Origin of the sequence: Agreia sp. Leaf244 (assembly GCF_001422695.1) — a bacterium.
Lineage (GTDB): Bacteria > Actinomycetota > Actinomycetes > Actinomycetales > Microbacteriaceae > Agreia.
This window is the reverse complement of sequence record NZ_LMLX01000001.1, coordinates 1,001,159-1,026,242: the sequence shown is the minus strand read 5'-3', so window position 1 is coordinate 1,026,242 and position 25,084 is coordinate 1,001,159. Positions and strand designations below refer to the sequence as shown.

General features: G+C 63.7%; 22 protein-coding genes and 2 tRNA genes. 15 read left to right on the top strand and 9 right to left on the bottom strand.

Annotated elements, in window-relative coordinates; all coding sequences use genetic code 11:
- Positions 1 to 55: 55 nt before the first annotated feature.
- From trxB to ASF06_RS04700, 4 genes are all read left to right on the top strand, one after another.
- On the top strand, positions 56 to 1,033 hold the full coding sequence (gene trxB, locus ASF06_RS04715; protein WP_055943908.1) for a thioredoxin-disulfide reductase: 978 nt from the start codon (positions 56 to 58) through the stop codon (positions 1,031 to 1,033).
- A 28-nt stretch (positions 1,034 to 1,061) separates the two neighbouring features.
- Positions 1,062 to 1,388 carry a thioredoxin gene (gene trxA / locus ASF06_RS04710; protein ID WP_055932603.1) on the top strand — a complete coding sequence of 109 codons (327 nt, stop codon included), beginning with the start codon at positions 1,062 to 1,064 and terminating at the stop codon, positions 1,386 to 1,388.
- Positions 1,389 to 1,573: 185 nt separating this feature from the next.
- Positions 1,574 to 2,893, top strand: a complete 1,320-nt coding sequence (locus ASF06_RS04705) for an aminotransferase-like domain-containing protein (protein ID WP_235500892.1) — start codon at positions 1,574 to 1,576, stop codon at positions 2,891 to 2,893.
- Positions 2,894 to 2,895: 2 nt separating this feature from the next.
- The gene (locus ASF06_RS04700) at positions 2,896 to 3,858 is read left to right on the top strand and encodes a D-alanine--D-alanine ligase family protein (RefSeq protein WP_055943901.1); all 963 of its coding nucleotides are present in this window, start codon (positions 2,896 to 2,898) and stop codon (positions 3,856 to 3,858) included.
- Between the two features lie 112 nt (positions 3,859 to 3,970).
- Here ASF06_RS04700 and ASF06_RS04695 read toward each other — a convergent pair whose 3' ends face one another.
- The 8 genes from ASF06_RS04695 to rpmH form a co-directional block, all read right to left on the bottom strand.
- On the bottom strand, positions 3,971 to 4,972 hold the full coding sequence (locus ASF06_RS04695) for a ParB/RepB/Spo0J family partition protein (RefSeq protein WP_055943898.1): 1,002 nt from the start codon (positions 4,970 to 4,972) through the stop codon (positions 3,971 to 3,973).
- A complete protein-coding gene (locus ASF06_RS04690; RefSeq protein ID WP_055943896.1) occupies positions 4,962 to 5,888 on the bottom strand; it encodes a ParA family protein in 927 nt (308 codons plus the stop codon). Before ASF06_RS04690 ends, ASF06_RS04695 begins: the two co-directional genes overlap by 11 nt.
- A gap of 2,491 nt (positions 5,889 to 8,379) precedes the next feature.
- On the bottom strand, positions 8,380 to 9,009 hold the full coding sequence (rsmG, locus tag ASF06_RS04685; protein ID WP_055944193.1) for a 16S rRNA (guanine(527)-N(7))-methyltransferase RsmG: 630 nt from the start codon (positions 9,007 to 9,009) through the stop codon (positions 8,380 to 8,382).
- 35 nt (positions 9,010 to 9,044) lie between these two features.
- Positions 9,045 to 9,542, bottom strand: coding sequence for a Jag family protein (locus ASF06_RS04680; RefSeq protein WP_235500908.1), 498 nt, complete (start codon positions 9,540 to 9,542; stop codon positions 9,045 to 9,047).
- 77 nt (positions 9,543 to 9,619) lie between these two features.
- Positions 9,620 to 10,579 carry a membrane protein insertase YidC gene (yidC, locus tag ASF06_RS04675; RefSeq protein ID WP_055943894.1) on the bottom strand — a complete coding sequence of 320 codons (960 nt, stop codon included), beginning with the start codon at positions 10,577 to 10,579 and terminating at the stop codon, positions 9,620 to 9,622.
- Between the two features lie 5 nt (positions 10,580 to 10,584).
- On the bottom strand, positions 10,585 to 10,926 hold the full coding sequence (yidD, locus tag ASF06_RS19065) for a membrane protein insertion efficiency factor YidD (RefSeq protein WP_082500689.1): 342 nt from the start codon (positions 10,924 to 10,926) through the stop codon (positions 10,585 to 10,587).
- Positions 10,923 to 11,228 (bottom strand): ribonuclease P protein component, encoded by a 306-nt coding sequence (gene rnpA, locus ASF06_RS19060; RefSeq protein ID WP_235497320.1) that lies wholly within the window; start codon positions 11,226 to 11,228, stop codon positions 10,923 to 10,925. The genes yidD and rnpA overlap by 4 nt, the downstream gene beginning before the upstream one ends.
- Positions 11,229 to 11,298: 70 nt before the next feature.
- Complete coding sequence (gene rpmH / locus ASF06_RS04670; protein WP_010204566.1) at positions 11,299 to 11,436, bottom strand: 50S ribosomal protein L34; 138 nt, start codon at positions 11,434 to 11,436, stop codon at positions 11,299 to 11,301.
- Positions 11,437 to 11,774: 338 nt separating this feature from the next.
- On the opposite strand from rpmH, the gene dnaA reads away from it, so the two are divergent.
- From dnaA to ASF06_RS04615, 11 genes are all read left to right on the top strand, one after another.
- Complete coding sequence (gene dnaA, locus ASF06_RS04665) at positions 11,775 to 13,208, top strand: chromosomal replication initiator protein DnaA (protein WP_055932589.1); 1,434 nt, start codon at positions 11,775 to 11,777, stop codon at positions 13,206 to 13,208.
- Between the two features lie 391 nt (positions 13,209 to 13,599).
- Positions 13,600 to 14,745: a DNA polymerase III subunit beta gene (gene dnaN / locus ASF06_RS04660; RefSeq protein ID WP_055943892.1), complete on the top strand. Its 1,146-nt coding sequence runs from the start codon at positions 13,600 to 13,602 to the stop codon at positions 14,743 to 14,745.
- A 68-nt stretch (positions 14,746 to 14,813) separates the two neighbouring features.
- Complete coding sequence (gnd, locus tag ASF06_RS04655) at positions 14,814 to 15,704, top strand: phosphogluconate dehydrogenase (NAD(+)-dependent, decarboxylating) (RefSeq protein WP_055932583.1); 891 nt, start codon at positions 14,814 to 14,816, stop codon at positions 15,702 to 15,704.
- 85 nt (positions 15,705 to 15,789) lie between these two features.
- Positions 15,790 to 17,049, top strand: a complete 1,260-nt coding sequence (gene recF / locus ASF06_RS04650; protein ID WP_055943889.1) for a DNA replication/repair protein RecF — start codon at positions 15,790 to 15,792, stop codon at positions 17,047 to 17,049.
- Positions 17,050 to 17,132: 83 nt separating this feature from the next.
- Positions 17,133 to 17,597: a DUF721 domain-containing protein gene (locus ASF06_RS04645; RefSeq protein WP_055943886.1), complete on the top strand. Its 465-nt coding sequence runs from the start codon at positions 17,133 to 17,135 to the stop codon at positions 17,595 to 17,597.
- Positions 17,598 to 17,733: 136 nt separating this feature from the next.
- On the top strand, positions 17,734 to 19,707 hold the full coding sequence (gene gyrB / locus ASF06_RS04640; protein WP_055943883.1) for a DNA topoisomerase (ATP-hydrolyzing) subunit B: 1,974 nt from the start codon (positions 17,734 to 17,736) through the stop codon (positions 19,705 to 19,707).
- A gap of 112 nt (positions 19,708 to 19,819) precedes the next feature.
- Positions 19,820 to 22,408 carry a DNA gyrase subunit A gene (gyrA, locus tag ASF06_RS04635; protein WP_055932571.1) on the top strand — a complete coding sequence of 863 codons (2,589 nt, stop codon included), beginning with the start codon at positions 19,820 to 19,822 and terminating at the stop codon, positions 22,406 to 22,408.
- On the top strand, positions 22,401 to 22,808 hold the full coding sequence (locus ASF06_RS04630; RefSeq protein ID WP_055943880.1) for a DUF3566 domain-containing protein: 408 nt from the start codon (positions 22,401 to 22,403) through the stop codon (positions 22,806 to 22,808). The genes gyrA and ASF06_RS04630 overlap by 8 nt, the downstream gene beginning before the upstream one ends.
- Before the next feature lie 76 nt (positions 22,809 to 22,884).
- Positions 22,885 to 22,958, top strand: a tRNA-Ile gene (locus ASF06_RS04625).
- Positions 22,959 to 22,989: 31 nt separating this feature from the next.
- Positions 22,990 to 23,062, top strand: a tRNA-Ala gene (locus tag ASF06_RS04620).
- Positions 23,063 to 23,225: 163 nt separating this feature from the next.
- Entirely contained in the window at positions 23,226 to 23,759 is a 534-nt protein-coding gene (locus ASF06_RS04615) for a hypothetical protein (RefSeq protein WP_157439064.1), read from the top strand.
- A gap of 1 nt (position 23,760) precedes the next feature.
- On the opposite strand, the gene ASF06_RS04610 is transcribed toward ASF06_RS04615, so the two are convergent.
- Positions 23,761 to 24,798 (bottom strand): LacI family DNA-binding transcriptional regulator, encoded by a 1,038-nt coding sequence (locus ASF06_RS04610; protein WP_055932562.1) that lies wholly within the window; start codon positions 24,796 to 24,798, stop codon positions 23,761 to 23,763.
- Between the last annotated feature and the right edge of the window lie 286 nt (positions 24,799 to 25,084).

The window sequence follows — 25,084 nt, the reverse complement described above, 5'->3', positions numbered from 1 at the left end:
GTGAGGCGCCCTTCCGGGCGACCTCGCGACACCCTTTCAAGGAGCTGACACGCACGTGCGCGACATCATCATCATCGGATCCGGTCCTGCCGGATACACAGCGGCCATCTACGCTGCGCGGGCGGGGCTCAACCCGCTCCTGATCGCCTCGAGTGTCGAGGCCGGCGGCGAACTGATGAAGACCACCGACGTCGAGAACTTCCCCGGCTTCCCCGAAGGCATCCAGGGCCCCGAGCTCATGGGCAAGCTTCAGGAGCAGGCCGAGAAGTTCGGCACCGAGGTGCTGCTCGACGACGTCACCAGCGTCGACCTCACCGGCGACATCAAGAAGGTCAGCACCGGCTACAGCGGCGACCAGGAGGCCCTGTCGGTCATCTTCGCCACCGGATCCGCGTACCGCAAACTCGGCATCGAAGACGAAGAGCGCCTGAGCGGCCGCGGCGTCTCGTGGTGCGCCACCTGCGACGGCTTCTTCTTCAAGACCAAGACCATCGCCGTCATCGGCGGCGGCGACTCGGCCATGGAGGAGGCGACGTTCCTCACCCGCTTCGCCGACAAGGTCTACCTGGTTCACCGCAAAGACACGCTCCGCGCATCGAAGATCATGCAGCAGCGTGCCTTCGACAACCCCAAGATCGAGTTCGTCTGGAACTCCGAGGTCGTCGGCATCTCCGGTGAGAACACGGTCGAGGCTCTCACGCTGCGCAACACCGTGTCGGGAGAGCAGAGCGAGCTGCCCGTGCAGGGCCTGTTCGTCGCGATCGGCAACGACCCGCGGGTGCACCTCGTTCACGGCCAGCTCGAGCTCACGGCATCCGGAACCATCGCCGTCGACGGCCGCAGCTCGAAGACCAACCTCACCGGCGTCTTCGCGGCCGGCGACGTCGTCGACGACACCTACCGCCAGGCCGTCACGGCCGCCGCGTCGGGAACCGTCGCGGCCCTCGACGCGGAGCACTACCTCGCGGGTTTAGCGCAGGCGGCGCACGTCGCTCCTGACGCAGCCGCCGAAGACCTCATCCCCGTCAACTAGTTTTCCCCTTTCAACGAAAGAAGCAATCATGTCCAACGCCAAGGCAGTCACCGACGCCAGCTTCGATGCCGACGTCCTCCAGTCCGACAAGCCGATCCTGGTCGACTTCTGGGCAGAGTGGTGCGGCCCGTGTCGCGCCGTCGGCCCCATCCTCGACCAGATCGCCGACGAGCACGGCGACAAGATCGAGATCGTCAAGCTCAACGTCGATGACAACCCGCAGACCGCTGCGAAGTACATGATCACGTCGATCCCCGCGCTCAAGGTCTACAAGGGCGGCGAGGTCGTGAAGACCATCATCGGCGCCAAGCCCAAGGCTGCGCTCGAGAAGGACCTCGCAGACTTCCTCGCGTAGATCGCTCGACTCGACAGGCCTCCCGCTCATCGCGGGGGGCCTGTCGGCGTTAAGGGCCAGTCGGATGCCTGTGGCCCCGGATGCGTTCCGCCCGGCATTCGACACGCCCGGGGCTGGTTAGTATGGAATTTCGGTCTGGAATCAGGCGATCTGAAACCAGAATGACCCACTGTCAGGACATGCGCGTGAACGACAACACTCGAAGTGGCACAGGAAACAACCTCGACCCCTGGTACGGCAACTACGCCGCCCGGGCGGCAGGCCTGGCGGCCTCCGAGGTGCGTGCACTCTTCGCTGTCGCCTCCCGCCCCGAGGTGGTCTCGCTCGCCGGAGGCATGCCCTTCGTCTCGGGTCTTCCCCAAGACCTCGTCATCGACGCGATGAATCGTGTCATGACCGGCAACGGTGCGGCTGCACTCCAGTACGGATCGGGCCAGGGCGTTCCCGCTCTTCGTGAGCAGATCCTCGACGTCATGGCGCTCGAGGGCATCAAGGCGGGCGTCGACGATGTCGTCGTCACCACGGGCTCGCAGCACGCGCTCGAACTCGTCAGCAAGCTCTTCCTCGACCCGGGCGACGTCGTTCTCTCCGAGGGCCCCAGCTACGTCACCGCCGTGGTCATCTTCAAGTCGTATCAGGCCGAGATCGAGCACGTCCCGATGGACGAGCACGGGCTCATCCCCGAGGCTCTGCGCGAGCATATCGCCGGCCTCAAGCGCGCGGGCAAGCGCATCAAGTTCCTCTACACGATCCCCACCTTCCACAACCCGGCCGGCGTCACGCTCAGCTGGGAACGCCGCGTCGAGATCCTCGAAATCTGCCGGTCAGAGGGCATTCTCGTTCTCGAGGACAACCCCTACGGCCTGCTCTACTTCGAAGAGAAGCCGCCCGCCGCCATCCGGTCGCTCGAAACCGACGGCGTCATCTACCTGGGCACCTTCTCGAAGACCCTCGCGCCGGGCTTCCGAGTGGGCTGGGCCCTCGCGCCCCACGCCATCCGCGAGAAACTGATCCTCGCCAACGAGGCCGCCGTGCTCAGCCCGAGTTCGTTCAGCCAGCTCATCATCAGCCAATACCTCGACACGGCCGACTGGAAGGGCCAGATCGACACCTTCCGTGGCATCTACAAGGAGCGCAAAGAGACCATGCTCTCAGCGCTCACCGAATACCTGCCAGACCTGAGTTGGACCAACCCCAACGGCGGCTTCTACGTCTGGCTCACGCTGCCCGACTATCTCGACTCGAAGCAGATGCTGCCCCGTGCGGTGACCGAACTCGTGGCCTACACGCCCGGAACCGCGTTCTTCGCCGACGGGCAGGGCCGCAACAACATTCGACTCTCGTTCTGCTATCCCGCACCGGAGCAGATCAAGCTCGGCATCCGACGCCTCACCAGCGTCATCAATGCCGAGCGCGACCTGCTCGAGTCATTCTCGGCCACAGGGCCCCTCACCGCCGTCCGTCGTGACGACAACTACACAGCACCGCCGCCCAACACCAATTAGGGATGAATACCGTGACCTCTCGTACCGTCGTCGTTCTGGCCGGAGGCATCTCGCACGAGCGCGACGTCTCACTTCGATCGGGTCGGCGCGTGGCCGACGGCCTGCTCGACCGTGGGCACACCGTGATTCTGCGCGAACCGGATGCGTCGCTGCTGTCCTATCTCGAGACGAACCGTCCCGACGTGGTCTGGCCCGCCCTGCACGGGGCCAGCGGTGAGGACGGCGCCCTGCGCGCACTGCTGGATGCTCTCGACATCACCTACGTCGGGTCGCAGCCGGGATCCAGTCGGCTGGCCTGGCACAAGCCCACAGCCAAGGTCATCGTGGCGCGTGCCGGGTTCTCCACGCCGGAGTCGATCACCCTTCCTCGCGACACGTTCCGGGAGCTCGGTTCGGCTCAGGTCCTCGATCGCGTGGCCAGCCAGTTCGGCACGGACCTCGTCGTGAAGCCGGCCATGGGTGGGTCGGCACAGGGCGTCACGATGGTCGCCGATACTGATGACCTTCGGAGGGGCGTCGTCGAGGCCTACACGTACGGTGATGTCGCACTCATCGAGCGTCGCGTCTCGGGCACCGAGATCTCGGTCGGCGTTATTGACACCGGCGATGGCCCCTACGCGCTGCCCGCCGTCGAGATCGAGCCACGCCTCGGCGTCTACGGCTACGACGCTCGATACAACGCGGGGGAGACCCGCTTCTTCACGCCCGCTCGCCTGTCGAGTGACATCACCGAGCTGGCCCAGTCCACGGCACTCTCGATTCACAACACGCTGGCACTTCGCCACATCTCTCGCGTCGACCTGATCGTCGACGATGACGGCATCGTCTGGTTCCTCGAGGCGAACGTTCTGCCCGGCCTCACGGAGACCTCCCTCGTCCCACAGGCCATCCAGGCTGCAGGGCTCAACCTCGGACAGGTGTACGAGGCTCTGGGCGAGAAGGCGATCGCAGACGCCTCAGCCTGACCTGCAGCCGGAATGTTTCACGTGAAACATGCCCTCCCTGGTCTTTAACGACGCAACCCCGATGTTTCACGTGAAACATCGGGGTTGTTGCGTTGAGGGGAGTGGGAGCGGCTTAGGGGCGACCGAAGCCTTTGTCGCCCAGTTCCGCGAGGATGCGATTGAGGTCACCGATGGTCGCGAAGTCGATGACGATCTGGCCCTTGGTCCTGCCGAGGCTGACCTTCACACGAGTGTCGAGGCGATCGCCCAGTCGATCAGCGATCTCATCGAGGTGACCCCGCTTCGTGCCCGCGGCCGTCTTGGCCTTCGCCGGCTTCGGCACGGCTGTCGCCGCCGCCTCGGCAGCGCGAACCGAGAGGTCCTCGTTCACGATCTTGTCGGCCAGGCGGGTCATCGCCTCGGCATCGCCGGCAGAGAGCACGGCCCGCGCGTGGCCCGCGCTCAGAACTCCCGCCGCAACGCGCTTCTGTACTGCGGCCGGTAGGCGAAGCAGGCGAATCGTGTTGGTGATCTGGGGGCGCGACCGGCCGATGCGCGTAGCCAGCTCGTCTTGAGTGATGCCGAAGTCGCTCAGCAGCTGCTGGTAGGCCGACGCCTCTTCGAGCGGGTTGAGCTCTGAGCGGTGGAGGTTCTCGAGCAGAGCATCGCGCAGCATGTTCTCGTCTGCGGTGTCCTTGACGATCGCCGGGATCGTGTCGAGGCCGACCTGACGGGTGGCCCGCAGACGACGCTCGCCCATGACCAACTCGTACTTGGGCCTCTCGCCATCCACGACGGGAAGAGGCCTCACGACGACAGGCTGCAGCACACCGATCTCGCGAATCGACACCACGAGCTCGGCCAGATCGTCCTCCTTGAAGACGGCACGAGGCTGCTTCGCGTTGGGAACGATGTCGGCAGGGTTCAGGTGCGCTAGCCGCGCACCCGGTACCTCGACCAGCTCCGTCTCGGTCCGACTCGCCTGCGGCAGTGACGACACCGTCGCATCGCCGCGATCCGCGAAGAAGACATCGACGGGCCGGGCTCCAGGCCGACCGTCGGCGTCGACCGCATCGTTCGTGGGAATGAGGGCACCGATTCCGCGGCCCAGGCCTGTTCTCTTTTTAGTTGCCATCGGTGGGCGCTCCTCTGTCTGCGATCTCGGCTGCGGCCTCGAAATACGAGAGCGCGCCGGGGGAATTGGGGTCGAAGCTGATCACGGTCTGACCATAGCTGGGAGCCTCCGACACTCTCACCGACCGCGGAATGACGGCGGTGAGCGTCTGGTCGGGGAAGTGGCTGCGCACATCCTCAGCGACCTGGAATGCCAAGCGTGTGCGTCCGTCGTACATGGTGAGCAGGATCGTCGACACGGCCAGAGTGGGATTCAGGTGACGCTCGATCAGCTGGATGTTCTTGAGCAGTTGACTCAGACCCTCGAGTGCGTAGTACTCGCACTGGATGGGGATGAGAACTTCGTGGGCTGCGACGAACGCGTTGATGGTGAGCAGGCCCAACGAGGGAGGGCAATCGATGAAGACGTAGTGGTAGGCGACGCCGGCGTCGAATGACTCCTGCAGGTAGGTGTCGACGCTGCTGCGCAGCCGCTGCTCGCGGGCGACCATGGGAACGAGTTCGATCTCGGCACCTGCCAGGTCGATGGTCGCCGGCACACAGAACAGGGTGTCGAACTCGGGGCTCTTCTGCACGAGATCCGACATGGGCTCGTCTCGGATCAGAGCGTCGTAGACGCTCGGCGTCTCAGCGCGGTGTTCGACTCCCAATGCTGTCGACGCATTGCCCTGTGGGTCGAGGTCGATGACGAGTACTCGAGCTCCGCTCCTCGCGAGGGCGGCGGCAAGGTTGACCGTCGTCGTGGTCTTACCGACGCCCCCCTTCTGATTCGCGACCGTGAACACCCTCGTGGTCTCCGGCAGCGGCACAACACGTTTGGCAAAATTGCGTCGCCGGTTCGAGAGGTCGGCCAGTTCACGAGCCAGGGGCGTCGACGCATCGAATGATGCTGCTCCGCCGATTGCTTCCGTTGACATCCACAAATCCTGACTTGCTGAGTTCCGTTGTCGACCTGTTGAGACCCGAGGTCGAGGGAGGGGGATGGGAGACATCGATCGACCACTGAAGCGACCAGATGTCGAAACGATATCGTCCCTAGACCAAAGTACCTGTCGCCGCTGGAAACTCTAAGTTGAGACCAGAATCGGTCGAATCTGGTCCCGATTTCGGGTATTTTCGCCGAGCCGAAAATCGCTTAGGATCCGTTTCAGCGAACGAAAAGTTTGGCGCGCGTCTTGACTCGTGGCCACGGAATCGAGTAGGAGATTTGAGGACGAGCGATTGTGGAATATGGTCGAGCAGATCCTGCCCGAGTCACAGGTCTTCCCGCTGACGCGTCGCGTTAGGAGTGGTCGACATACTCAGTCAATGTTTCACGTGAAACAAGGACATCCAAACCTGTCGGCCAGCCGGATCTCATCCCTCCGCGCCGATTGAGTAGCCGAGCGAGGAACGAGCCGACGTATCGAAATCACCCAACGGTGGCCTCGATATACCTGCGGCCCGCCTGCTAGGCCGGAGCACTTCGTCCGCCAGAGACCCCGCCACGGACAGTTCGGACCCGACGGCCAACCCAGCCGGGTCGACTAAGCGGAGGGACACCGACTAAACAAACGAACGCGCCGATTGAGTAGCCGCACGAGGAACGAGCCGGCGTATTGAAATAGCCTGACAGCGGCCTCGACATAACAGGGGCCCGCCGATCCACCGGAGCACTTCGTCTGCCTCAGTCCCCCCACGAACAGTTCTGGTCCGTCGACTGAACACGGCGCAGCAGAAACCACTCTCCCGCCGCGAGACAACCCGGCCGAGAAGACTGACCGGCAGGGGATTACTCATAGACCATCCTGATGGCCGAATCGAGCAGCTACACGAGGATCGAGCAGACAGATCGATATCACTTGACCGTGGCCCCGACAAAACTGCAGGCTGATTACTCCGAACGCGCACCTGGTGGCCGATGGTTGCATGTTTCACGTGAAACATGGACGCCCACAGTGGGCGGGAAGGTCTATCTAACCTTTCGCCCCGACTGGGTAGCCGCGGCACGAACGAGCGGGCGTATCGAGGTCACTTCACAGTGGCATCGACACGACCACGGACGGCCTACTCGACCGGCGCACTTCATCGGCCAGTATCCCCGCCACGGACAGCACGGGTCGGCCACCCAAACGAATCGACTAAGCAGAGCGCGGCGCCGACTGAACACGCGAATGCGCCGATCAAGTAGCCGGCGAGGAACCAACCGGCGTATCGAAATCACCCTGTAGCGGCCTCGATACGGCCGCGGGCGGCCTACTCGGCCGGCACAGGTCGTCGCCGATAGTCGCATGTTTCACGTGAAACATAGGTGCCTAAAATGGTCGGCAAATCCGCCTCATCTTTCGCGCGGACAAAGTAGCCACGTGACGAACGCGTCAGCCTATCGAAATTACCCGACGGTGAGTGGCCTCGATACGGCCGCGGGCGGCCTACTCGACCGGCGCACCTTGTCGGCACAACCTCCCGCTGCGACCAGAACGACCGGCGCATCGGAATCGACTGTCCCGCCCGGGCACTGTCCGTCCGGGAAGCTTGCCCGGCCGGGGGAGTACTCAGAGGCCATACTGATGCCCAGAGTCACTACACGAGGGTCGAGCACGCGTATCGACATCACCTGGCCGTGGCCTCGATACGGCCGCAAGCGGCCTACTCGACCGGCGGGCTCTCTCCTCCAGTAGTAGTCTCCACGTCGAGCAGAAGGAACCAGCGCACCGAAATCCATTGTTCGACCGAGGGACTACTGACTGAACATCGGAACGCGCCAATTGAGTAGCCGCTAGGAACGAGCACGGCATATCGAAATCACCCCGGCGACCTCAAAATGGACGCGGGGGGTCTCCTCGGCCGCTCGAACACAAGCGTATTCTGGCCACCTCAGGCCCGACGCCGCTGGCCCGATAGTGCATTCGAGCTCATCGCGGCCCGCGCACCGACAGGGGTACCTCGCCCACGACCATACGGTTGTTTGGCTGCCACCCGGAGCATAACGCCCTCATCCATCTCTGCGAGGACCGACGTAGGGGAGGGGTTCCGGGAACCCCCAGCCCGAATCTCGATGACCCCAGCCGCCGCGGAGAACACGCTCGCGGCCCGACGACCCACAATGCGTCGAGCACCAGTGAGCTCCCGCACAGAATTCGCTTGACGAGATTGTCTCCAACTCTCCTCTGAGCCAGAACGGCATCTGCCGGAGGCGGTGTCACCAAGAGCCACTGATCCGGACGTCAAGTCGCGACCCCCACCAAGACGAGGGTCCGCTTCACCTCGTCCCAACGCCAGTTCTCACCGCAGTCGGAACAACCGACCCGTCTGTTGGGCTCTTCGTCTGTTCCTGCAGTCCAGCAAATGACCGGTCGCCACGGTCGTACAGGAAGCCACCCGTAGTCAGCCCGCGCATCGATGTTTCACGTGAAACATCGATGTCTTTTAGGAGACCGTGGCTCTGATCACCCGGGTGGTCTCGGGCAGCGTTCCCTCACCCAGCTCGATGACCTCAACGTCGTGGAGCTTGAAGCGGCGGATCTGCTTCTCGGCGGCCTCGATCTCCTTGGCCGCGTTGATGCCCTTCATCAGAATGAATTCGCCACCCGGAACAACCAGGGGAGCGCACATGGGGATGAGTTTCGAGAAGGCGCTCACGGCCCTGGCAGTCAGCTGATCGAAGCCCTCGGGCAGACGCACATCCTCGGCTCGATCACGAAGAACCACGACGTTGTCGAGCTCGAGTTCGTGCACCTGATCGTTCAGCCACTTCACCCGACGCTCCATCGGCTCGATGAGGGTGAAGTGAACGTCGGGTCGGGCGATCGCCAGAACAATGCCCGGCAGGCCCGCTCCACTGCCGATGTCTCCGACCGTGCCTCCGCGCAGCAGCGGCGCCACGATCGCACAGTTGAGGATGTGCCGTGTCCACAGGCGCGGCAGCTCGAGCGGTCCGATCAACCCGTACTCCTCGCCGTGGGTGGCGAGGGCGTTCGTGAATCGACGAGCGAGCTCGATGCGGTCTCCGAAGAGCTCAGCCGCGACGGCGGGCTCGGCTTCGGTATTCTCAGGGATGCTCACTGCGTTGCCCGGGGTAGTGGGGGAGTGGGTCAGGCGCGCGTGATGACGGTGTGACGGTCGCGGCCGTCGCCCTCCGACGCCGACGCGAAGCCGCGCTCGGCCACGATGTCGTGAACCAGCTTGCGCTCGTACGACGACATGGGCTCCAGCGCGGCCGACTCGTCGCCGGCCTCGATCTTCGCAACAGCGGCGTCGACGAGACGACCCAGCTCGGCCTGGCGAGCCTCACGGCTTCCGCCGACATCGAGAATTAGGCGGCTGAAGGCGCCGGTCTTGGTCTGAACGGCAAGGCGGGTGAGTTCCTGGAGAGCGTTCACCGTGTCGGGCTTCGACAGCACACGAATGTTGCTGTCGCCGGAAGCGTTGACCGAGATGTAGGCACGGCCGCCGCGAGTGTCGATGTCGATGTCGCCGTCGAGATCGCAGATGTCGAGAAGCTCTTCGATGTAGTCGGCTGCGATATCGCCCTCGTCATCGAGGTTCGCCTCGGGGGTCGACTCCGACGATTCGACAGGATCGGTGCCGATGGCGGCCTCGTCGACGACCTCGACGACCACATCTGTCTCGTCGTTCGACACGGTTGCGGCGTCTGTTGTCACGTCACTCACTTGGATCCACCCTGCTTCTTGGCTCGGTTCTTGCTCACGGGCTGCTGCCGCTGCGTCGTCTTCGGGGTCTGGTCTTCGACGACCTCGTCGCTCAGAGGACCGTCCTTGATAACGAGTTTGCCCCGCTTCGCGAGTCGTGCCTCGCGCGCCGCGGCGGCCTCGCTGCCCGGTGTGGGCATGTTTCGGATGACCAGGAACTGCTGCCCCATCGTCCAGAAGTTGGAGGTGAGCCAGTAGAACATCACGCCCAGCGGGAAGGCCACGCCGGAGAAGATGAAGACCACGGGAAGGATGTAGAGCAGGATGCGCTGCTGCTTGAACATCGGGCTGTTCTTGGCCTCGGGCGACTGGTTCTTCGACATGATCTGCAGCTGCGTGATGAACTGCGAAGCCGTCATCAGGGCGATCATCGTGACCGCGAAGACGATGACGAGAACACTGCCCTCGTTGTTCGCGAGAGTCGCCTTGAGCGGTGCGCCGAACAGATCGGACTCTCCGAACGACTTGGCGAGTGCCTCATTGAGGAGGCCGACGCCACCACCGGCCTTCTCGTGCTGCGCGTCATTGAGAACGGAGAAGAGCGAGAAGAAGATTGGCATCTGCAGAAGCAGCGGCAGGCACGAACTCAGGGGATTGGTGCCCGTGCGCTTGTAGAGCTCCATGGTCTCGCGCGACATCGCCTCGCGGGAGAACTGGTCTTTCTTACCCTTGTACTTGTCTTGGATCTTCTTCAGCTGAGGCGCGACCTCGAGCATCTTGCGCTGGCTCTTGATCTGCCGCACGAAGATGGGGATGAGGGCGGCGCGGATCACCAACACCAGGCCGACGATCGACAGCACCCAGGTGAGGCCGTCGTCGGGGTTGAGTCCTACCCACGTCCAGACGTAGTGGAATGCGACCAGGATGAGTTCGACGACCCATTTGATCGGCCAAAGTATGGTGCCGAGGAGATCCAAAGCGTCTAGCCCTTTCCGTGGCTACGTGGAACAACGAATCCGAACGGCGTCAGCGCGTATCGGGGGTTTTTGGCGGGTCTCACATCGTCGACACCGCCGGCCGCCCAGGGGTGACACCGCGCGATACGCAGGATGCCGAGACCGGTTCCCACAGACAACCCGCGTTGCTGGATTGCCTGGAGGGTGTACGACGAACAAGAGGGGTAATACCTGCAGACATCTCCGTATAAAGGAGAGATCACTGCTCTGTACCCGCGGAGGAGGAGGACCGCCGCGTTGCGGGGGAGCAGGAATACGCTGATCAGCACGTACTTCGCCGAGATGGAGGAAACCGGAACCGTCGTCATACGAGTGCGGATCCCTTCCGGAGCGATGCGGCCAACTCCTGGCAGAGTACGCCGTAAGGCTGAGATGCAGCCCCGGGAAGAGCCCGGACCACGACATCGGTTCCTGGCTTCACCTGGTCGAGCATGCTGTAGCTGGCGGCCTTCAGCCGACGGCGAACCCTATTGCGGATCACGGCCACGCCCACAGACTTGGCCACGATGAAGCCGAACCGTGGAGCACCGGCAGCGGACTCGTCGTTTTTGGGTGCACGAAGGTACGTCACGGCATTCGGGGACACGAAACGTGTTCCCCGCCGGACCACACCGCGATAGTCATCCGCGGTGGTGATCCGGTTGGCGTGAGCCAACACAGCGAAACGAGGTCGGCTGCTGCTACGCGGAGAGCTCGGTGCGACCCTTGCGGCGACGAGCGCCGAGGATGGCGCGGCCGGCGCGCGTGCGCATGCGCAGACGGAATCCGTGCACCTTGGCGCGACGGCGGTTGTTCGGCTGGAAAGTTCTCTTGCTCATGGTGTGTTCTCCGTGGCCCGGACCTCATCGCGTGTGCACGACAGGGAACCGGGAAAGTAAGTGCGGGCCGATTGGCCACAAGTCAACTGATTAAACCTACGACCTCGAATGCCAATGGTCAAACTTCACGGGCACAAAGAATCAATTATCCACAGACTGTGGAAACTGCCTGTGCATGACACGCGTAGAGTCAATACAGTGAGCTTGCCCTGCCGCATGGCAGCAACTAGCTTAGTTATCCAGCCCGCTGGCGCTCGGGGACGCTCAGCACGCCGGCTCTAACTGCCTTCGTTTTCCACAGGCAGAATTGTTTTTTCATATTGTTCGACGGGAGTTCCATGGCTGAGGATGACACCTCGACGGAGGGCCAGTGGCGTTCCGTACTTCAGGCACTGTCCCGTGACGAACGAATCACACCGCAACTCCGCGGCTTCCTCGGTCTGGTGGTGCCCAAAGGCATCATGGCCGGATCCTTCTACCTCGAAGTTCCCAACGACTTCACCCGAGACATGCTCGAGTTGAGAGTGCGCCCGTCACTGCTGACGGCGATCGGCCAGCTCGACTCCGGCCTCGACGTCACCAACTTCTCTGTGGTGGTCAATCCCGAGATCAGCGGATCCGAAATGGCCGGCCAGGCCGAGGCATCCGAACCCGTCTACATCGAGACGCCGCCGGTTCAGCAGCAGCCGACGCCCGCACAGGAGACCGTCGGGCCGCCGCGCAACAACGACACCCGGCTCAACCCGAAGTACAGCTTCGACAACTTCGTTATCGGCGGCTCGAACCGCTTCGCCCACGCTGCGGCGGTGGCCGTGGCCGAGGCGCCGGCCAAGGCCTACAACCCGCTCTTCATCTATGGAGACTCCGGGCTCGGCAAGACCCACCTCCTGCACGCCATCGGTCACTACGCCATGAGCCTCTATCCCGGGGTGCGCGTTCGCTACGTGTCGAGCGAGGAATTCACCAACGACTTCATCAACTCGATCGCGAACAACAGGGGAGCGGCCTTCCACTCCCGCTACCGCGACATCGATCTGCTCCTCATCGACGACATCCAGTTCCTGCAGGGCAAGGCCGAGACCCAGGAAGCCTTCTTCCATACCTTCAACACCCTGCACGACCACAACAAGCAGGTCGTCATCACCTCCGACCTTCCGCCGAAGGCCCTGACCGGATTCGAAGACCGCATGCGAACGCGGTTCGAATGGGGTCTCATCACAGACGTGCAGACGCCCGACCTCGAGACGCGCATCGCCATCCTCCGCAAGAAAGCGCAGAGCGAGAAGCTGCGCGTTCCCGATGACATCCTCGAATACATGGCCACCAAGGTCTCGTCCAATGTGCGCGAGCTCGAGGGAACCCTCATCCGGGTCACGGCGTTCGCCAGCCTCAATCGCACGCCCGTCGACATGCAGCTCGTGCAGACCGTGCTCAAAGACCTCATCACCCTCGATGAAGACAACATCATCGCGCCGGTCGACATCATCAACCACACGGCCGAGTACTTCAAGCTGTCGGTCGACGATCTCTACGGCTCGTCGAGATCGCAGGCGATCGCGACCGCACGACAGATCGCCATGTACCTGTGCCGCGAGATGACGAGTCTCTCGCTGCCGAAGATCGGCCAACTGTTCGGTGGCCGGGACCACACCACGGTGATGTACGCGAACAACAAGATCGGCAAGCTCATGACCGAGAAGCGGTCGATCTACAACCAGGTCACCGAAGTGAGCAATCGCATCAAGCACAACCAGCGTTACAAGGACGTCTGATCGCGCCTCCCACCGTCCCATCACACAGCACTTTCCACAGCTTGTGCAGAAGCTGTGGATAACGGCTCGGAATGTGTGAGCAGATGGCCCCGAGTTGTGGAGTCGTTAATCCCACGTTCGTCGCGGGGTCGAGTTGTGGATGCGCGCCGCACACGATTTCTACATCTCACACTCGTGTAGTTCCCTACGCACGACTGCAATCCACAGAAGTTATCCACATATCCACAGCGGTTAAGACCATTAACGTTTAATTCAATTAATCCAGCCCCCGACAACCTTTCCGACGGCGTCGCCCTCGAATCACAAAAACCGTCGACGGTGTCGTCACCCGCTAGCATTGAGGCCAATCAGCAACCCATCTCAACTGGCCGATCTCGTATGGAGTGCCTTCGTGAAGTTCCAAGCCAACAGAGACGTCTTCAGCGAAGCCGTCTCCTTCGCCGTCAAGCTGTTGCCTCAGCGAACCACTCTGCCGATCCTCTCCGGAATCCTCATCAAGGCCGATGAAGACGGACTCACACTGTCGTCGTTCGACTACGAAGTCTCGGCCCAGACGCAGATCGCGGCAGACGTCGAAGAGCCCGGCACCGTCCTGGTCTCAGGCCGCCTGCTGTCCGACATCGCGAGCAAGCTCCCCAACGCTCCCGTGCGCTTCGCCTCAGAAGACTCCCGCATCACCGTCTCGAGCGGGTCAGCCAAGTTCACCCTGCTGAGCATGCCGGTCGAGGAGTACCCGAGCCTTCCGCAGATCGGCGAGGAATCGGGCATCCTGCCCGCCGACAAGTTCGCCGCCGCCGTGGCCCAGGTCGCGGTGGCTGCATCCCGAGACGACGTCACCCCCGTCATCACCGGTGTGCAGCTCGAGGTCTCCGACAACACGCTCTCGCTCGTCGCCACCGACCGCTATCGCGTCGCCGTGCGCAACATCGACTGGGATTCGGGCGACGCCGGAGTCACCACGGCAAGCGCGCTCGTTCCCGCGAAGACGCTGCAGGAGGTCGGCAAGACGTTCGGCAACGCCGGCACGATCTCGGTCTCGATCACCAACACCGACGACCGCGAACTGATCGCCTTCCGCGCCGACAAGAAGACCGTCACGTCGCTGCTCATCAAGGGCAACTTCCCTCCCGTGAAGCGCCTGTTCCCCGAGACCGTCGACAACTACGCGGTCATCAACACGGCCGAACTCATCGAGTCGACCCGCCGTGTCAGCCTTGTTCTCGAGCGCGAGGCCGCGCTCCGCTTCTCGTTCACGATCGACGGTGTCACCCTCGAGGCAATCGGCTCCGAGCAGGCCCAGGCATCCGAATCGATCGACGCACTTCTCACCGGCTCCGACACCGTCGTCTCGCTGAAACCACAGTTCCTGCTTGATGGTCTGAGTGCTGTGCACTCGGAATTCGTTCGGATCTCGTTCACCAAGACCGACAACCCCAACAAGCCGGGCCCCGTGCTCATCACGAGCCAGTCGTCCAAAGACCAGCCCGGCACAGACGACTACAAATACCTGCTGCAGCCGAACCTGTTGCTGCGGTAATTCACCGGATGCCGGTGGCCGGGATCCCGGGCGCCATCACCCACGTATTTCGTCAAGGAGATTTCGTAATGCACATTGGACTCGTCGGTCTCGGCAAGATGGGCAACAACATGCGTGCGCGACTGCGCAACGCCGGTCACGAGGTGACGGGATACGACAACAACCCGGCCGTCTCAGACGTCGCCGATCTCGCCGCCCTCGCAGCCGCCCTGCCGAGCCCCCGCATCGTGTGGGTCATGGTTCCCGCCGGCAAGATCACCGATTCGGTCATCACCGAGCTCGGCACGGTCCTGTCCGACGGCGACCTGGTCATCGACGGAGGAAACTCGCGCTTCACGGAGGACTTCAAGCACGCCGCGGAGCTCGAGCCCAAGGGCATCGGCTATGTGGATGCCGGTGTCTCGGGCGGCATCTGGGGCCTCGAGAACGGCTACGGCCTGATGGTCGGCGGCACCAAGGCGAACGTCGAGCTGCTCATGCCGATCTTCGACGCGCTCCGCCCCGAAGGCCCCCGCGAGGAGGGCTTCGTGCACGTGGGCGAGGTCGGCGCAGGCCACTACGCCAAGATGGTGCACAACGGCATCGAATACGCGCTGATGCAGGCCTACGCCGAGGGCTACGAGCTGCTCGACACCCGCAAAGACATCATCAAAGACGTCACGGGAACCTTCAAAGCCTGGCAGCGCGGAACCGTCGTTCGCTCCTGGCTGCTCGAGCTCCTCGTTCAGGCTCTCGAGCAGGACCCGGAGTTCGAAGAGATCGAGGGCTACGTCGAGGACTCGGGTGAAGGCCGCTGGACGATTGAGGAGGCCATCGCGAACGCCGTTCCGGTGCCCACGATCTCCGCGTCGATCTTCGCCCGCTTCGTCTCCCGCCAGGAGGACTCGCCGTCGATGAAGGCCGTCGCCGCACTGCGCAACCAGTTCGGTGGCCACGCGGTCAAGAAGGCCGAAGACTAGAAGTGATGTCGTTCCCTGAGCTTGTCGAAGGGCCCCCCTTCGACAAGCTCAGGGAACAGAACATGCGGAAGACAGGAGAGGACCCGTGCTCGTTCGGCATCTCTCCCTCGTCGACTTCCGCAACTACGTCACCGCGGAGGTCGGCCTCGAACCGGGGCCGAACCTCTTCGTGGGCAGCAACGGCCAGGGCAAGACCAACCTCGTCGAGTCACTCGGTTATCTGAGCAGCCTGGGGTCTCACCGCGTCTCGGTCGATCACGCGATGATCCGGGCCGGCCAGAACGCAGCCATCGTGCGGGCCAGGCTCGAGCACGATGCCCGTGAGCTGCTGGTCGAGGTGCAGATCAACCGCTCGAGCGCCAACAGGGCCCAGATCAACAGATCGGTCATCAAGCCTCGCGAGCTGCCGCGGTATTTCTCGTCGGTTCTCTTCGCCCCCGAAGACCTGGCTCTGATCCGGGGCGAACCGTCTGGACGACGCCGATTCCTCGATCAGTTGCTCGTCGCGCGCACTCCTCGGCTCGCCGGTGTGCAGTCCGACTACGAGAGAGTGCTGAAGCAGCGCAACACGCTGCTCAAGTCCGCACGCGCCCAGGGCCTGCGCGGCGCGAATCTGTCCACGCTCGACATCTGGGACGAGCGCCTGGTCGAACTCGGCAGCGAGCTGATCGCCGAACGGGTCGCTCTGGTCGGCAGGCTGCACCCCCTCGTGGTCGACGCGTACCGTTCCATCGCGGGAGCCGATCACCGGCCGGCGCTCGGCAATCGGCTCAGCGTGCTGTCCGCGCATCCGGATGCCGATGAGCAGGGCGACGACGGATTCGCCGTTCCCGAGGGCACCACGAAAGACGCGCTGACGCGCGAGGTCATCGCGGGCCTGTTCCGTGAGGGCCTCGCCCGCGTGCGGCGACAGGAGCTCGACCGTGGACTCACCCTCATCGGGCCGCACCGCGACGATCTCGTCTTCGAGCTCAACGGACTGCCGGCGAAGGGATACGCCAGCCATGGGGAGTCGTGGTCGTATGCGCTCTCGCTCAAACTCTCCGCCGCTACGCTCCTGCGCATAGAGTCGCCCACCGGTGACCCCGTGGTGATCCTCGACGACGTGTTCGCCGAGCTCGACGAGGCGAGGCGGCAACGACTCGCCGTCGCTGTCGCCGACTACGAACAGGTGCTGATCACGGCCGCGGTCTACGACGATGTGCCTCCGTCGCTCACCCCGCACACGGTGCGCATCAGTGCGGGAACGATCGTCGACCCGAGCGTGCCGTTCCCTGAGCCCGACCCGGCGCCGTTCCCTGAGCCGGCGCCGTTCCCTGAGCCTGTCGAAGGGGACACGCCGTGAGCGACGCCGGCCCTTCGACAAGCTCAGGGAACGAAAGCTCAGGGACCGAGACCTCCGGGAACGAACCGAACCTCTCCTCCTCGGTGTACCTGAGGTTCAAAGAGGTGTTGGGCGATGCGTCGAGCCGCAGATACGGAACCCGCAAGCGCCGCATCCGGGAGCCCGTCGCGGAGAGCGAGGCCTACGGCCGGGGACGAGACCCCAAGGGCATCTCCGACGTGATGACCGCGATGACGAGCGAGCTCGGCTGGGCCACCCCGCTGGCGAAGTCCGACCTGCTTCTCGCGTGGACCGAGATCGCGGGCGCCGACACCGCGGAGCACAGCTTCCCCCTCGACGTCACCGACTCCGTTCTCACCGTTCAATGCGACTCCACCGCCTGGGCCACGCAGCTGAGGCACATGCGCACGATGATCATGACGCGCATCGCCCAGTCGTACCCCGACGCGGGCATCGAGACCGTTCGCTTTCAGGCACCCCACGCACCGTCCTGGAAAAAGGGCTCCAGATCAATTCCAGGGCGTGGTCCTCGCGATACCTACGGTTGACGTGGCAAATACGGTCACCCGGTCAGAATAAGCGGCTCAGATCGCCGTAGAGCCGTTTAAAACACGTTGGCTTTGCTAGAATTAAGGGTCGCCTTCCTGACTGACATCGAGGCGGCACTGAGGAGCCCATTTCTATATGTCTGAATCAGACAAAGTGAACCCCGACAGCGAGTACGGCGCCGACCAGATCCAGGTGCTCGAAGGCCTTGAAGCGGTTCGCAAACGTCCGGGTATGTACATCGGATCGACCGGACCCCGCGGACTGCATCACCTGGTCTACGAGATCGTCGACAACTCGGTCGACGAGTCTCTGGCAGGGTATGCAGACACCATCTCCGTGGTCATGCGACGCGACGGCGGCATCCAGGTCACCGACAACGGCCGTGGCATCCCCGTCGACATGCACCCCGTCGAGAAGAAGTCCACCGTCGAGGTCGTGCTCACGATCCTTCACGCCGGTGGCAAGTTCGGCGGCGGCGGCTATGCCGTGTCCGGCGGACTCCACGGTGTGGGCAGCTCGGTTGTCAACGCCCTGTCGAGCGAACTCGAGGTCGAGGTGCGTCGCCAGGGCAACGTCTACCGCCAGAGCTATCGCAACGGCGTTCCCGAGGCGCCGCTCTCGAAAGACGAGTCCACCACCGAGACCGGCACGCGCATCACCTTCTGGCCGAGTGCCGAGACGTTCGAGTCGATCGAATTCGACTACGAGACTCTCCGTGCCCGGTTCCAGCAGATGGCCTTCCTCAACAAGGGCCTCAGCATCAGTCTCACCGATGAGCGCGCGACTGCCGGCGACGACGGCGAGCCCGTCGCGGTGACCTACCTCTACGAGAAGGGGCTCCAAGACTATGTGGAGTACCTGAACCGGGCGAAGAAGAACGACCTCGTCAACGAGGAGATCATCTCGTTCGAGCAGGAGGACACGGTGCGCAAGATCGCACTCGAGGTCGCCATGCAGTGGACCACCGGGTACACCGAGAGCGTGCACACCTACGCCAACACGATCAACACGCATGAGGGCGGCACTCACGAAGAGGGCTTCCGAGCCGCTCTCACCACTCTCGTCAACAAGTACGCGCGCGAGAAGGGCATCATCAAAGAGAAAGATGACAACCTCTCGGGCGACGACGTGCGTGAAGGGCTGACCGCGGTCATCTCTATCAAGCTGGCAGAGCCGCAGTTCGAGGGCCAGACGAAGACCAAGCTCGGCAACACCGAGGCCAAGGCCTTCGTTCAGCGTGTCGTGGGTGTCGAGCTCACCGACTGGTTCGACCGCAACCCCACGCAGGCGCGCGACATCATCCGCAAGGCGATCCAGGCATCCCAGGCCCGCCTTGCCGCCCGCAAGGCGCGCGAGCAGACCCGTCGCAAGGGACTGCTCGAGGGCGGTGGCATGCCCGGAAAACTCAAGGACTGCTCGAGCCGCGACCCCGAGAAGAGCGAGATCTTCATCGTCGAGGGAGACTCGGCCGGCGGTTCCGCCATCCAGGGCCGCAACCCCGAGACCCAGGCCATCCTGCCGCTGCGCGGCAAGATCCTGAACGTCGAGAAGGCTCGCCTCGACCGAGCCCTCGGCAACAACGAGGTTCAGGCCATGATCACCGCGTTCGGCGCGGGCATCGGCGAGGACTTCAACCCCGACAAGGCGCGCTACCACAAGATCGTGCTCATGGCCGATGCCGACGTCGACGGCCAGCACATCACGACGCTGCTGCTCACCCTCGTGTTCCGCTACATGCGCCCGCTCATCGAGCTCGGCTACGTCTACCTCGCCATGCCGCCGCTCTACCGTCTCAAGTGGACGAATGCGGCCCACGAGTACGTGTACTCCGATGTCGAGCGCGACGCCCTGCTCGTAAGCGGCCAGGCAGCGGGCAAGCGCATTCCGAAAGAGAACGGAATCCAGCGCTACAAGGGTCTCGGTGAGATGGACTACCGCGAGCTGTGGGACACCACCATGGACCCCGACACGCGTACCCTCCGCCAGATCACGCTCGACGATGCCGCCGCCGCCGATGAGATCTTCTCGACCCTCATGGGCGAAGACGTCGAGTCGCGACGAAACTTCATCCAGAAGAACGCCAAAGACGTTCGCTTTCTCGACATCTGACGCTCGACATCCAGTCCGCCCAGCCATATCCGTTCCCTGAGCCTGTCGAAGGGCTCCGTGGCACACAGGCCAGCGACAAAGGCCAGCGACCAAGGAAAAGAAGTAGAAGTACATGACTGACGACACCACGGGCGACATCCCCCAGGCCCCCGACTCCTCCGGTGCGACGACCGACCGCATCGAACAGGTCGACCTGCAGCTCGAGATGCAGCGCTCCTACCTCGACTACGCCATGAGCGTCATCGTTGGTCGGGCGCTTCCCGACGTGCGCGACGGGCTCAAGCCGGTGCACCGCCGGGTCATCTATGCCATGTACGACGGTGGCTACCGCCCCGACCGCGCGTTCTCCAAGTCGGCCCGTGTGGTCGGCGAGGTCATGGGTCAGTTCCACCCCCACGGCGACACGTCGATCTACGACGCGCTCGTGCGTCTCATCCAGCCCTGGAGCCTGCGTTACCCGCTCGCCCTCGGCCAGGGCAACTTCGGCTCGGCCGGCAACGACGGCGCCGCCGCCCCTCGATACACCGAGACCAAGATGGCCCCGCTCGCGCTCGAGATGGTGCGCGACATCCAGGAAGAGACCGTCGACTTCCAGGACAACTACGACGGCCGCACGCTCGAGCCCGTCGTCCTCCCCGCGCGCTTCCCGAACCTGCTGGTCAACGGCTCCGTGGGAATCGCGGTCGGCATGGCCACCAACATCCCGCCGCACAACCTGCGCGAGGTCGCGGCAGGCGCCGTGTGGGCGCTCGAGAACCCGGATGCGTCGCGCGAAGAACTGCAGGACGCGCTGATCCAGCGCATCAAGGGCCCCGATTTCCCCACGGGCGCGCAGATCCTCGGAACCAAGGGCATCCACGATGCCTACCGCACGGGCCGCGGATCGATCACGATGCGGGCCGTCGTCAACGTGGAGGAGCTGCAGGGTCGCACCTGCCTGGTCGTCACCGAGCTGCCCTACCAGGTCAACCCCGACAACCTGGCGATCAAGATCGCCGACCTCGTCAAAGACGGCAAGGTCGGCGGCATCGCCGACATCCGCGACGAGACCTCGGGTCGCACCGGCCAGCGCCTCGTCATCGTGCTCAAGCGCGACGCCGTGGCCAAGGTCGTTCTCAACAACCTCTACAAGCACACCTCTCTTCAAGAGAACTTCGGCGCCAACATGCTGGCGATCGTCGACGGCATTCCGCGCACGCTCTCGATCGACGGCTTCATCAGCGAGTGGGTCTCGCACCAGATCGACGTCATCGTGCGTCGCACGATGTTCCGCCTGCGCGAGGCGCAGGAGCGCATGCACATCCTGCAGGGCTACCTCAAGGCCCTCGACGCGCTCGACGAGGTCATCGCCCTCATCCGCCGCTCCAACACGGTCGAGGACGCCCGCGACGGTCTGATGCAGCTGCTCGACATCGACGAGCTGCAGTCGCGTGCCATCCTCGAGATGCAGCTCCGCCGCCTGGCCGCCCTCGAGCGCCAGAAGATCATGGACGAGGCCGACGCGCTGCAGGTCAAGATCGACGAGTACAACGTCATCCTGGGCTCGCCCGCCCGCCAGCGCGAGATCATCGTCGAGGAGCTCGGCGAGATCGTCGACAAGTACGGCGACGACCGGCGCACCGAGATCGTCTTCGGCTTCGACGGCGACATGAACATGGAAGACCTCATTCCCGAAGAGGAGATGGTGGTCACGGTCACGCGTGGCGGCTACATCAAGCGCACGCGCAGCGACAACTACCGCAGCCAGCACCGCGGCGGCAAGGGAGTCAAGGGCGCACAGCTGCGCGCCGACGACGTCGTGGAGCACTTCTTCGTGACGACCACGCACCACTGGCTGCTGTTCTTCACGAACAGGGGTCGGGTCTACCGCGCCAAGGCGTACGAACTGCAAGAGGCCGGACGCGACGCCAAGGGCCAGCATGTCGCCAACCTGCTCGCCATGGCTCCCGACGAGCAGATCGCACAGGTCCTCGACATCCGCGACTACGAGGCGGCCAAGTACCTCGTGCTCGCCACCCGAGGGGGTCTCCTCAAGAAGACCGCGCTCGACGAGTACGACACCAACCGCACGGGTGGAATCATCGCGATCAACCTGCGCGAGGGCGACGAGCTCGTGTCGGCTCTTCTGGTCGAAGAAGACAGCGACGTGCTGCTCGTCTCGAAGAAGGGAATGTCGATCCGCTTCACGGCGTCGAACGACTCGCTTCGCCCTATGGGTCGCAGCACGGCCGGTGTCATCGGCATGAAGTTCCGCAGCGACGACTATCTGCTCGCGGCATCGGTCGTCTCGGAGGAGGGCTACGTCTTCGTGGTCACCGAGGGCGGCTTCGCCAAACGCACCCACGTCGAGCAGTATCGCGTGCAGGGTCGCGGCGGACTCGGCATCAAGGTGGCCAAGCTGCAGGAGGCCCGAGGCGATCTCGCGGGCTCGCTGATCGTCGAGGAGGACGACGAGGTGCTTGTGGTTCTTGCCAGCGGCAAGGTGGTACGCTCTGCCGTGGCCGAAGTACCCGCCAAGGGCCGTGACACCATGGGTGTCGTCTTCGCCCGTTTCGCAGACGAAGACAGAATCATCGCTCTCGCAAAGAACACAGAACGAAACCTCGACGCCGAAGCGGCGTCGGATAGTGTTCCAGAAAGCGCCGCCGCCGCACAGGGCGAATCAGAGCCCGACGGAAAGGAAGAATCGACGAATGAGTAATGTCGCCGAGAAACTCGCGAAGAAGTCGTCGCGCCCCGCAGCCACCAAGCAGGTGCGGCTCAAGCTGGTCTACGTCGACTTCTGGTCGATTCTCAAGCTGTCGTTCCTCTTCGCGGTGATTCTCGGAATCATCACGATCGTCGTGTCGTTCCTCGTCTGGTCGCTGCTCAACCAGACCGGCGTCTTCGACCAGGTCAACGGTCTCCTGAAAGACATCGCCGGCCAGGACAACTTCGACCTCTTCGACTTCGCATCGCTCTCGCAGGTCATGGGCTTCGCGGTGATCGTGGCGATCCTGAACGTGATCGTCGTGACCGCGCTCGGCGCCATCAGCGCCGTTCTGTACAACCTCGCGACCAAGATCACGGGCGGAATCCTGCTCGGCTTCACCAACAAGTAAGACACAGACTTCCCATCCGAGTCCGCTCGGTTTGGGGAAACGGGTGCAGGTGGGATAACCTACTATCTGCCCATCCGGGGGTATAGCTCAGGCGGTTAGAGCGCTTCGCTGATAACGAAGAGGTCCGTGGTTCAAGTCCACGTACCCCCACGAGAGGCTTTCACAAGAAGTCTTCTCACCCGGGGCCTTAGCTCAATTGGCAGAGCACCTGCTTTGCAAGCAGGGGGTTAGGAGTTCGATTCTCCTAGGCTCCACAGTGTTATCGAAACACAAAGCGTTACTGAAATACACAGCACTACCTGGAAACACAGCAGTTCTCGAAACTGGTGGATCGAAATGGCCTTGAGGCGAAAATCCGATCGGAAGCGAAAGCGGCCGAAGGATTCGCCCGAGGCCATTTCCGTTTCCGAAGAGGCCGTGCAGCGCGCCGTCGACGAGGGCCTCCTCATCGCCCGCTTCGCCGTGGTCATGGATGTGAAGAACCACATCATCGTGAGTGCTCTCCGGCACGACGAGCCCTTCGACGCCGACGCGACGGGCCGCGAGGTGCGGCAGTCGCTCGTGCGCCTCGCCGCCGAGCAGTCGGACTACGCCGATCGCGTCACCGACGTGCTGCGCGAGCGGGCCGCCAGGGCCCGCGGCAGCGTGAAGCACGAACACGACTATCACCCCGAAGACCTCGCAAGCCTCGACCTGCGCCACGCCGTGTACTCGCGGGTGGCCACAGAGCTCAAGCGACTCTCAGACGACGACGACTACGTCGGCGAGATCGTCGAGACGGCGAGACAGGATGCGTGGGGCGAGCTGGGCGGCGCCGTCGAGTCCCGACTCGACAGGCTCCCCAAGCCGCTGCTGAGAAACGCCGACTACGAGCGCAACCGCACCCGTCGCATCCGCACCCTGATCGACGTCGACCTGGCGGCCCTCAAGAAGCAGATGGACGACATCTGACTCAGCGGGCAGCGAAGGGCCCGGGTCGCTCCGCGGAACCGCGGGGGATGAGCCTCGTGGCGAGCTGCACGCGCTGCACGGGCGATGTGTCGCCGGTGATCCGGCGGAACAGCAGCTCGGCGGCGATGCGGCCTACCGCGGAGGCGTCCTGGGCGATGACGGTGATGCCGGGGTTCAAGACGTCGCTCAGTTCGAAGTCGTCGAAGCCGAGGAACGCGAGGCGGTCGCTCCGGTCGCGCAGGGCGCGGAGCAGCCGAACGCTCCAGCGGTTGTTGCCGCTGAACAGGGCCGTCGGCGCGTCGGGGCCCGCGAGCACTCGATCGAGCAGTTCGCTCGTCGGCGCGGTGGAGGGCACCGTCATCACGACCAGTCGGTCGTCGAACGGGATGCCGGCGGCCTCGAGGGCGGCCCGGTACCCGGCGCGGCGCTCCGTGGCGGTGTAGACCGATTCGTCGTCGCCGAAGAAGGCGATGCGTCGGTGTCCGTGCCCGATCAGATGTTCCGTGCCGCGCTGGGCGCCCTCGCGGCTGTCGACGAGCACGGTGTCGGCGTCGATGCCGGAGACGGGGCGGTCGACGAACACCATGGAGCTGCCGGCGTCGAGTTCGCTTCGCAGGTAGCCGGCATCTATTCCACCGGCCGGCGCCACGATGAGACCGTCGACACCTCGAGCGCCGAACGACTCGATGAGCGCCCGGGCGCGAAGGGGATCCTCGGCGCTCGACGCGGCGAGGACGACGTGGTTCCGTTCGAAGGCGACGTCTTCGACGGCCCGGGTGAGAAGGGAGTAGAACGGATCGGCGACATCTTCGAGAACCAGGCCGATGGTCGCCGTCGTTCCCTGGCGCAGCTGGCGTGCGTACTCGTTGCGGCGGAATCCCAGGGTCTCGATGGCGCGGGTGACCCTCTCGAACTTGTCGGGGCGCACATGGTCGAGTCCGTTGACGACCCGGGAGACGGTCTTGAGGCTGACCCCTGCGTGGGCCGCGACGTCGTTCATCGTCGGCCGCGATCGGCGGGGTGAGGAGACATCGTCCATGCCGTACAGGTTAGGGCACGCGGGTGATCGGGCAAGAGAAATGACAGCGTTGTCACAATTAAGACCAAATCGGCTATCAGATCTGCCCCAGAGTGAGATCCAAAGAGTGATAAATACTCGGAAAAGCCCGGAAAGATGCCGATCACGCAGGGGCCGGAAAAAAGACAACGTTGACAACGAGGGAACGAGAACATAGGTTTCGATGAGCGACCGGGTCTCGAGCCCGTGCGCATCGAAGAGATTCCTCTGCCATTCATCGTCGAAAGGCCGTTATGCCGGCGCAGCA